Source organism: Cyanobium sp. BA20m-p-22, from assembly GCF_024346275.1.
GTDB lineage: Bacteria > Cyanobacteriota > Cyanobacteriia > PCC-6307 > Cyanobiaceae > Cyanobium_A.
The window spans coordinates 1-9,374 of the sequence record NZ_JAGQCQ010000135.1 but is presented as its reverse complement, the minus strand read 5'-3'; the positions used below and the strand labels follow the sequence as shown (position 1 = coordinate 9,374).

Sequence of the window (9,374 nt, the reverse complement as noted above, 5' to 3'; positions counted from 1 at the left end):
AAGACCGGGTCACGGTGTTCCCCCAGAACCTCATGCAGCCGCTCCAGATTCATCTCCAGGAAGTGCGGCGTCTGCATGCATCGGCTGGATCTGGCCGCCGGCTGGTGGCAGGCAGGTGCCCCTACCGGGCGCTTTGGAGCGGAAGTACACCTCAGCTTCACGTGAGTGGATCTGGCAGTGGGTGTTTCCGCAGGTCACGCGCCGCTCGGAATCGCGACACCGATGAACAGGGGCGTCACCATCTGGATCCATCGGAGATCCAGCGATCGATGCATGCCGCGGTACGCGCCGCAGGGATCAGCAAGCCAGCTAGTTGCCATACCTTTCGCCATTGCTTTGCCACGCACCTGCTGGAGCGGGGCTCTGACATCCGGACAATCCAGGAGCTGCTTGGCCACAGCGACGTGAAGACCACGATGATCTATACGCATGTGCTCAACCGCGGCCCAGCTGGCGTGACCAGCCCCGCGGATCTCCTCTAAGCCATGTTCTGCGGGTCCGCAGAACATCCGGGATGCAGGTGAAAAGCCCTCCGCTGACTGAGTGGGCGGATGGCAAGAGCGGCGCTATCCGGACCCAGAAGAGGTTTCAGGTGCCTTACGAAGTCTTTCTAATTGGCGTTAGGCTTCACACGCTCATCCCCCCTACCATGGCCGAGATTGTTTATATTCTGACTAATGAAGCGATGCCTGGCCTTGTCAAGGTAGGGAGAACCGAAGATCTATCCACTCGGATCTCGAGCCTCAACTCGTCTACAGGTGTCCCTCTACCCTTTGAGTGCTACTTCGCGGCTGAGGTCGATGACTGCGTAAAGCTGGAGAAGATCCTACATCAACTATTTTCGGAAAACCGAATTAATCCAAAGCGAGAGTTCTTCAAGGTAGAGCCCGAGCGGGTGATCCTTGCCATCAGCATCGGCACTTTTAGGGAAGTCAAGCCTGGTCTCCCTGAGGTCGACAAGGACGAACAAGTCGCCTTGGATAAGATCAAATCGCGTCGCCCCAGAATCAAGCTGGAGGCATTGGGAATAAAGCCTGGTGACACACTGACCTTCTCACGCGACGAGAACATTACTGCCGTTGTCTCTGAGGGTGGAAAGATCATCTATCAAGATGAGGCCCTGAGTCCGTCCGCGGGAGCATTGAAGGTCCTTCACTCGCTGGGCTACCAGACGCCAGCGGCAAGCGGGTCTGAATACTGGATGTTTGATGGAGAACTTCTCGACGAGCGTCGGAGGAAGATGGAAGCTCAGCAGTTTGAGCAGGGCTCCGAAAGTGACGCCTAACAAGCCCCTCGAGTGGACATGCCACCATCAAATCTGTGCTCCGCCACCACAGGCTTCTTGCCTGCCACTCAGGGGCAGCGTTAGGCAGACGAGGTGAGCGGCTTCGGCTGTAAGTCGTTTGGGCTTAGAGGCGGCCTGCTTTGGCCTTACGTGAGAGGTGTTTCACTATGTCAACGAGCTCTCTTCCTTTCTTGGCTGTATCCATCATCTGCTCGCTGAAGATCTCCGCAGAGTTTTCCGCATAAGCGTGGTCGTCCAACTTGCAGAAGGCGTGAACGCACTCATTACGTGCGGCCCTCCATTGTTCAAGTTCATGGAAGAAATCTCCATCAACTGTTGCACCGCTTCCGATCATCAACTTCTTGGCATGACTAATCAGTCTGCTAAGACTCTGTTTTTTGGATATGGTTTCTCCCTTAGCGTCGAGTACCGATATCATTCGATCTGTGATGATGCTTTCTTCCAGAGATTGCTTCAAGCAGCCAACCCTCCTCCAATGCTTCATCCAGACGTTCAAAGGCGAGCTTGTAGCGAAGGTACCGACCAATTTGTTTTTCAGACATGATAGTCACCCATTAATAGCAGTCAAGCTGATTACTCAAGGGGGCTGCGTCATTACTCTGACTAGCCTATAAAAATAGCAACTAGCATGTGCCCCTCGCAGATTGATTCATCAGCATTAGTCAGCTTAGGCGGACGAGCCGCTACGTCAGACGGTGAGGCCACTTCAGCTGAGTAGTAGGGAGTGACACTAACAATTAGTTGGCCTGATCCCCCAGCTGGACAAGCAATCTCATCTTGCCCAAGGCTGTACTCCCATTGTTCATCAAGATCGTAATCAGCATCATCTTGAATACTGATTATTTGGCACAAACCTGCCTCGCCTCCTTCGGGAAGATCGCCAATAGCAGCTTTGATTAGAGGGAACAACTTTTCACCGAGTCCACTATCTAAGTCGTCAAGGCCACCCTCAAATACAAGAGATTCAGAGCCATTTCCATTCTCGAAGATTCGAATATTATCCGGACCGTCAACTACTTTTGTGAATGCAAATATACGCTCTTCGACAGGCAGGCTCGACGCACTGATCCATTCACCGTCTTCAATCGCGATAGGCACTTTGGCAAATGTATAAAAGTAAAGATCCATTAAAACAACTGCGAACTTGAAAATTCTACATCGGCGAGCCTAACGACGCAATCCACCTGCCCCGCGCCCAAGGAGTATGCACCCAGTGAATAGCCTGGGTAGCTGCTCCTGCGGGCAGGTGATCGCTGGCGTTAGCTATGACCTTTGGATGACCTGTAGGAATGCAGCTAGCTAAACGTTGTTCATGGCTTTGCGGTGAGACCGGCGTATTCAAATAAGCTTTCGAGATAGTCAGGATATTTCACACCGCCTTTTAGAAGGTCCATCTCAACTTTTTCCATTTCTTCGGCATTATCTGCTAACAGCAGCAACTGCTCGGCGTCTTCCCACGAGTCCTGATCATGGAGTTCCATTAGGACATCCAAAGCTTGGTCTGCAAGCTCCGATGCGTTATTGTCTAAATCATCGAAAGAACATTCTTCTCCAGAAATGTGGTCCGTGAAGTCGATGATCAATTTGACTGGTGTGGCACCAGAAAACTCACAATAGAAATTCTCCTGAATAAATGTCCCGCCTCCTGCGTAGCCGGCGACAACACCTGCAACTTCCGTCTCCGAAAGTTTCTCCCAAGCAGCAAATGCTCTACAGATTGTGCGTCCTTCACGCTTTTCCCAAAGCCCTGAGTAGTTCATCATGTGTTAATTGGCTTTCTGTCTCATAGCACACTGGTTGAGGTGGGGCAAGCTTACGAAGCGATACACCTGTCCCGCACCTCAGGAGTATGCACGCAGTGAATAGCCTTGGCATCGGCTCCTGCGGGCAGGTGATCGCTGGCGTTAGCTGCACAGGAAAGCCGTGGTCGGTATCGTGGGTGTGATGGTGGTGGCTTCGGATGCCGACAATTCTCAGGAGCGGACCTTACAGGGTCTACTTCTACAGTCACGAACCAAATGAGCCTCCACATGTTCATGTTGATAGAGATAAGGCGTCATGCAAAGTCTGGCTTATTCCTGTTGCGCTAGTCTCAAGCCTTGGTTTTCGCGCCGGAGAGCTGCGTGAAATTGAACGACTGATCAGCATGAACAGAGCTATCCTGCTGAAGGCATGGGAGGAGTTTCATGGCTAACCCTGGTGAGCAGGTCACTGACGTTGCCCTAACAGAGGACAGGCTGATCGTCGACCTGGCCGACGGTCGATCGATCTCGGTCCCGTTGGCTTGGTTCCCAAGGCTTCTGCATGCAACTAACCAGGAGCGTGAAAACTGGGTGATTGCTGGGGCAGGCTATGGAATCCACTGGCCAGATGTTGATGAGGATTTAAGTGTGGAAGGCCTGCTTCGTGGTGCGCCAGCGCCCCAGCTGAGGGCACTGGTCAGCTAACACCGCCATTCACCTGAGCCGCCACCGCAAGGATATCTTCTCTGTTGGGTATACCTGCGGGTAGGTGATCGCTGGCGTTGGAACTGACAACTTTATTCCAAATTTGCCCATTCCACTCAACAAGGCTGAATCAGCGACGAGCGGCTAATTCAGCATAGTCGAGAAGCTTCGCTAGATAGCCTGGAATCAGAACGCTAACCTTGAGCAACCCATGCAGACAGTTTGAAGCTGAACAGGCATCAACAGGCATCAGCCACAGCTGATGCGTTATCTTATTGCAGAAAATTCACCCCGCCGGCGTATAAACACGCTGCAGCTGATCGCCCACCCAGTCATTGAGTTCATCGATCTTTTCGCGGCCCACGGCCTCCAGCACCAGCCGCTGCCGCACCGCCAACATGCCGGGGTTGTTGGGATCAGGCCGTGCCAGGGCTAGGGCTTCCCGGGCGCGGGCGAACTGGGCGCGGCTGCGGCCATAGCGGGCATTGGTGTCGCTGTAGCCCATCAACTCCCGATACCCGAAACTCGCCACGGCGATGCCGATCAGGGCTTCCGGCAAGAGCTGGGGGATTACATCCGCACCCACCAGCCAGTAGGCCACGGCGAGCACCAGTGCTAGCAGGAAACTCAGGGCTCCAAGCAGCACATAGCGCTGGTCCCAGCGCTGCTGGCGGGTGATGGCTTTGCCCAGCCACTGTTCCTGGCCATTGATCCAACGGCGGCAGTGTTCCATCACCTCCGGCAGCGGAGCCCTGTTGTCAGGAGATGACTGGAGGGCCAGCAGCTGCAGCCTTCTTCCCCTGAGCACTGTGCGGATCCAGGCGAAGTTCTGGCTGGTGTGGCTGTGGAACAGGTCAGCGGTGTCGCCTTGCACGCCCACGGCGCCCCAGAAGTCGGTCACCAGCAGGCTTTCCGCCAGGCAGCGCCACTGGATGAAGCCCAACTTGGGCCCCTGCTGCAGCTTGGGGAACACCAACACAGCAGCCAGCACCACCAGCAGCCCGATCGCCTGCCATTCCTGCTGGGAGGTGCCCAGGCCGATCAGCACGCTGGCCAGCATCACCACCCGGCAGAGCCGCATGTAGCTCGCCTTGCTGCCGTTGGCGATGGCATCGGCATAGCGCCACAGGCTGGCTTGCATGCCCGTGTCATAAACGGGTGCGGGTGGGAAGGCGCCCAGTTCACGGTTGATCGCTTCGATGCGGGCGGGGATGCAGCCGTGAGGTTTCACCAAAGGCGCCAGTTGGCGCTGCTCCAGCTCTGCCAATGCCCGACAATCTATCCTGCTGCCATCAAGGTTCTCGGCCCAGTAGCGCACATACCCCACGGGGCAGGTTGGCTCTTTGTCTGAACGCCTGGGGGTCGTGATCTCCACCACTACGCCAGGCTCACGGGCAGCGATCACCTCATCCACCTGCAGAAACAGCGGGTACACCTCGCCGCGCTGCATGGCCACGGTCTGGCTGGTGCCGCCCACCTTGCCGGAATCGAGCCCATTGGAGAACGCCACCAGCAGGTAGCCGTGCCGCACCAGAAAGATTCCCTGACGGCCATAACAACGCGGATCCCAGGGATCGCGGGCCTGGCCATCGATGGGGTGGGGCAGAGCCAGCTCAGGACAATTCTCGCCATCAAGCACGGCATCACAACGCGCAAGGATGCTTTCCAGACGTGTTAGCTCCGTGGAGCCAGCGGGAAAGTCTTCCTCGAGATAGAGCTGACGCGGCTTGGGTAGGGCCGCCACCAGCTGATGGTGGGGGCTGTGGCGATGCAGCTGGCGGTGCTCAGCGATCAGCTCGAGAAACAGCTCAGCTGCCTCGGTGTCCATCCCCTCAGCCAGGCCATTGAGCAGCAGCAGCGGCGTGTGGGGCAGCGTGTCGAACAGTTCGCGGATCAGCTCGCAGAAGCGCTGCCGCAACATCGGCAGGTCCTGGGGTCTGGGATCGCGGTGACCGGCTACAGCCACCACCAGGGGCACGGCGCCGGGATCCTGCACCAGTCCGGTGCCCAGCAGGTCGTCGATCGCCATCAGCCTCCGGGCCTGTGGATGCGCTGGATCTGATCAGCGATCCAATCGTTGAGTTCGTCAAGCTTTTCACGGCCCATCGCTTCCATCACGATCCGGTGGCGCAGCCAGGGATCAGCCGGATCAGCGCCGAGCGACCCCACCTCGCCGGCTTTGAGCAGTTCCAGAGCAGCTATACCGCGCCGGAACTGCTCCAGGCTGCGTTCGTAGTGATTGGCTGTTTCTTCGTAGCCGATCAGTTCCCCGTAGGCATATACCGAAGCACTTGCCGCCAGCAGCGCAATGGCGACGATGTCGAGATTGTTCGCAGCTCCCGGTCGCAGCGGCGCAAAGCCGAAGGCTGCAGCGCCAGCACCCAGCACCCAGGCGGCGTGCCGGCAGCGGCGGTTGTAGAGACGAAAGTTTCTGATGCGGCCCTCCAGAAACTTCACCTGCCCCTCAAGCCAGCGGCGGGCCTGGGACATGGCGTCCTGCATCGGCCGCTGTTCCTGGCTGTAGAGCGCCAGCAGTTGCACCTTCACGGCCCTGAGCATCATCCGGGCGATTCGCAGCTGGTTGTGATTGCGCACGTGGAAGAGATCGGCGGTGTCGAGCTCAACGCCCACTGCCGACCAGAGGTATTGCACAGAAAGGCATTCAACCAAGGAGCGCTTTTCAATGAAGCGCTCCTTGGAAGTCTGCTGCAGGCGCGGCAACCAGGCCAGCGAAGCCAGCACCACCAACAGGAACCCCCCGAACCAGAACGTCCCCTCCAGCAGTTCGGCGATCACAATCAGGGCAAAACCCAGCACCACCACCAGCTCGATCAGGCGAATGTGTTGTTGCTTGAGGGCACCAGCGGTTTCGCTTAACGCGGCGTGCAGGCGGGTATGCAGGCCTTCTGGCTCCTCTGCCGCTTTGAGATCAGGAGCGGCCACCTGGCGGTTGATCGCCTCGAGCTGCCTGGGCAGCTGCAGGAGGGCCTCCGGAATCGTGGGGTCAGCGGTGATCAGCTCGTCCGAATGTCCTTTGATCGGCCAGTAGCGGATCTCGCCGAGCTGCTGCTTTGGGGTGGGGTGCTTGATGCGGGGGGTGCCATGACAGATCAGGGCTGCGGGCTCGCGACTGGCGGCCACCTCGGCCACGTTCACAAACAACGGATAGATCTCCTCGCGCTGGATGGACACCACCTGGGCGGTGCCGCCCATCAGCTGGGTGTCGACGCCGTCGTAGTAGGCGAGGAGCAAGTAGCAGTGGCGGGCCACAAACACCCCCTGCTGGGCATAGGGGGTGGGATCGGTGCTGCTGGGGGTGTGCCCCGGCGGCAGGGGCGGGATGCGCAGTTCCTGGCAGTTGCCGGGATGGAGGATCGCATCGGCGCGCGGCAGCAACGCCTCAAAGCGCTGCAGGGCGGGGGCGTCGCCGTCGAAGTCGCGACGGAAGTCTTTAGGAGTTTTCGGGAGGGTGGCCACCAGCTGGTGCCTGGGCAGCGGCTGAGCCGGACGGGCGTTGCTGCGCTGCTGCTCCACCACCGCGAGGAATTCCTCGGCGATTTCGGTGTCGATGCCGGCGGCCATGCCGTTGAGCATCACCAGCGGCGTGTGGGGCAGGGCCACCATCAACTGGCGCAGCTGCCGGCGGGTGTTCTCCCGCACCACCGGCACCGTTTCGGGCCTGGGATCGCGGTGTCCGGTGACACCGATCACCAGGGCTGCGGCGCCAGGGTCTTGCAGCAATCCCTGGGCCAGCAACAGCGGCTGAGCCGAATTCATGCAGCGGCTTCCTCTGCAGTGCAGGGTAGGGAGATCACTGGCGTTCGCCAGCCTCCAGTGCCCGGCGCAGCGCGGCGGCATCGCTGATCAGCTGGCGATCGTGGTCGTCTGGGTTGTTGTTGCGACCCATGCTCGCCATCAGCTCTTGGAGCAGAGCCTTGGCTTCTGAGATCCGCCCTAGCTTCTGCAGAACCCGGGCTAGATAGGATCGCTCTAGGTTGGTCTACCAGGCATCGGGGCCTTCGTGGGTCTGGCGGTGATCAAGGGCCTGCTGGGCATAGGTAACTGCTTCCTCCAGCTTGCCGGCCTCTTCCAGGGTTCTAGCTAGGCCGCCCAGGGCTCGGCCGATGCCGAAATCGCCTGGCTCCAGCACCTGCTGGCGGGCTTCTAATAGCTTGCGGAACAGGGCTTCTGCTTCCTCCAGTGACCCGGTTTCACGCAGGTCGATCGCCAGTTCGTTGATCGACATCAAGGTGACTGGATCGGTATCGCCGTTCTGCTGGCGGGTCCAGGCGAGTTCGCGGCGGCGTAGGGGGATGGCATCTGCGCGGCGGCCCTGCTGCGACAGGACATCAGCCAGGTTGTAGACGGTGGTGAGGGTGTCGGGGTGCTCCGGCCCCAGCCGCCGCTCACGGGCCTCCAGGCAGCGGGTGTAATAGGTCTCCGCCTGCTCGTAGTCGCCCTTTTTGCTGTACAGCATCCCCAGATTGTGGACGGTGGTGAGGGTGGAGGGGTGCTCGGGACCCAGCAGTCGCTCACTGGCCTCTAGGCAGCGGGTGTAATAGGCCTCCGCCTGCTCGTAGTCGCCCTTTTCGCTGTACAGCAGACCCAGATTGCCGACGGTGGTGAGGGTGTCGGGGTGCTCCGGCCCCAGCAGCCGTTCTTTAGCCTCTAGTGCCCGATCAAGATATTCCTCAGCCTGCCCATAATCGCCCTTTTGGGAATACAGCAGACCTAGATCACCGATGGTGATGAGGGTCTCAGGGTGCTCCCGCCCCAGCAGCTGTTGACTAGACTTAAGGCAGCGCATGTAGAAAACTTCTGCTTGCTTATAGTCGCCTTTATGTAGATAGAGCTGGCCCAAATTGCCGACGGTGCTGAGGGTCTCGGGGTGCTCCGACCCAAGCAGCCGCTCACTGGCTTCTAAGGCCCGCTTGTGATAAGCCTCCGCCTGCTCAAAGTCGCCTTTACTGGAATAAAGCAGGCCCAAATTATTGAAAGTACTCAGTATGGAGGGGTGCTCTGGCCCCAGCAACCGCTCACTGGCTTCTAGATCCCGCTTGAAAAACACCTCCGCCTGCTCGTAGTCACCCGTATCCCGAAACAGTCGGCCTAGATTGGCGACAGTGGTGAGGGTGTCGGGATGCTCCGGCCCCAACAAACGCTCACTGGCTTCAAGGCAGCGTTCGTATAGCAGACGCGCCTGATTATAGTCACCTTTATCACTAAGTATTCCCGCCAAGTTCCTTGCAGTAATAATTGTGGAAGGATGATCGAAGCCGAACAGCTTTTCATCGGCTTCCAGTGCGAATCCAAGCATTGCCTCTGCTGCAGAATACTCTCCTCTTGTGCTAAAAAGGCCAGCCAAGTTAACGAGTGATGTATTTGTTTCGGGGTGGCCGTGCCCTAGGGTAGTACATCTCAGCTCTAGGCAGCGCCTTAGATGGGCTTCGGCTTCTTCATACTTTGCCATGCTCAGATAAAGAAGCCCAAGATTGCTTGTATAAGTAAGCGTGGCAGGATGGCTTTCGCCGGCGATCTCTGCTGATGACTTAGCGGCGAGAGCCCAGTATTTTGCTGCCTGCTCATAGTCTCCGGATAGCATATACAGCTGTCCTATATTG

Annotated in this window: 10 protein-coding genes; 4 read left to right on the top strand and 6 right to left on the bottom strand. The window is 58.1% G+C overall.

Translation table 11 applies throughout. The features are described from left to right. Together KBZ15_RS12275 and KBZ15_RS12270 are read left to right on the top strand one after the other, a co-directional pair. On the top strand, positions 1-482 hold a 482-nt coding region (locus KBZ15_RS12275), incomplete at its 5' end, for a tyrosine-type recombinase/integrase (RefSeq protein WP_255015487.1). Positions 483-514: 32 nt separating this feature from the next. Next, a complete protein-coding gene (locus tag KBZ15_RS12270; RefSeq protein WP_255015486.1) occupies positions 515-1,285 on the top strand; it encodes a GIY-YIG nuclease family protein in 771 nt (256 codons plus the stop codon). Positions 1,286-1,409: 124 nt separating this feature from the next. Here KBZ15_RS12270 and KBZ15_RS12265 read toward each other — a convergent pair whose 3' ends face one another. From KBZ15_RS12265 to KBZ15_RS12255, 3 genes are all read right to left on the bottom strand, one after another. Then, entirely contained in the window at positions 1,410-1,763 is a 354-nt protein-coding gene (locus KBZ15_RS12265) for a hypothetical protein (protein ID WP_255015485.1), read from the bottom strand. 146 nt (positions 1,764-1,909) lie between these two features. Next, the gene (locus tag KBZ15_RS12260; protein WP_255015484.1) at positions 1,910-2,434 is read right to left on the bottom strand and encodes a hypothetical protein; all 525 of its coding nucleotides are present in this window, start codon (positions 2,432-2,434) and stop codon (positions 1,910-1,912) included. A gap of 182 nt (positions 2,435-2,616) precedes the next feature. Then, positions 2,617-3,069, bottom strand: coding sequence for a hypothetical protein (locus tag KBZ15_RS12255; RefSeq protein ID WP_255015483.1), 453 nt, complete (start codon positions 3,067-3,069; stop codon positions 2,617-2,619). Between the two features lie 197 nt (positions 3,070-3,266). On the opposite strand from KBZ15_RS12255, the gene KBZ15_RS12250 reads away from it, so the two are divergent. Next, positions 3,267-3,500: a DUF4160 domain-containing protein gene (locus KBZ15_RS12250; RefSeq protein WP_255015482.1), complete on the top strand. Its 234-nt coding sequence runs from the start codon at positions 3,267-3,269 to the stop codon at positions 3,498-3,500. Continuing rightward, positions 3,493-3,753, top strand: a complete 261-nt coding sequence (locus tag KBZ15_RS12245; protein WP_255015481.1) for a DUF2442 domain-containing protein — start codon at positions 3,493-3,495, stop codon at positions 3,751-3,753. Before KBZ15_RS12250 ends, KBZ15_RS12245 begins: the two co-directional genes overlap by 8 nt. Positions 3,754-4,039: 286 nt before the next feature. On the opposite strand, the gene KBZ15_RS12240 is transcribed toward KBZ15_RS12245, so the two are convergent. The 3 genes from KBZ15_RS12240 to KBZ15_RS12230 all read right to left on the bottom strand — a co-directional run. After that, entirely contained in the window at positions 4,040-5,782 is a 1,743-nt protein-coding gene (locus tag KBZ15_RS12240; protein ID WP_255015480.1) for a hypothetical protein, read from the bottom strand. Further along, positions 5,782-7,530 (bottom strand): hypothetical protein, encoded by a 1,749-nt coding sequence (locus KBZ15_RS12235; RefSeq protein WP_255015479.1) that lies wholly within the window; start codon positions 7,528-7,530, stop codon positions 5,782-5,784. The genes KBZ15_RS12240 and KBZ15_RS12235 overlap by 1 nt, the downstream gene beginning before the upstream one ends. A 223-nt stretch (positions 7,531-7,753) precedes the next feature. After that, the coding region (locus tag KBZ15_RS12230; protein ID WP_255015478.1) for a tetratricopeptide repeat protein at positions 7,754-9,374 on the bottom strand (1,621 nt) is incomplete at its 5' end.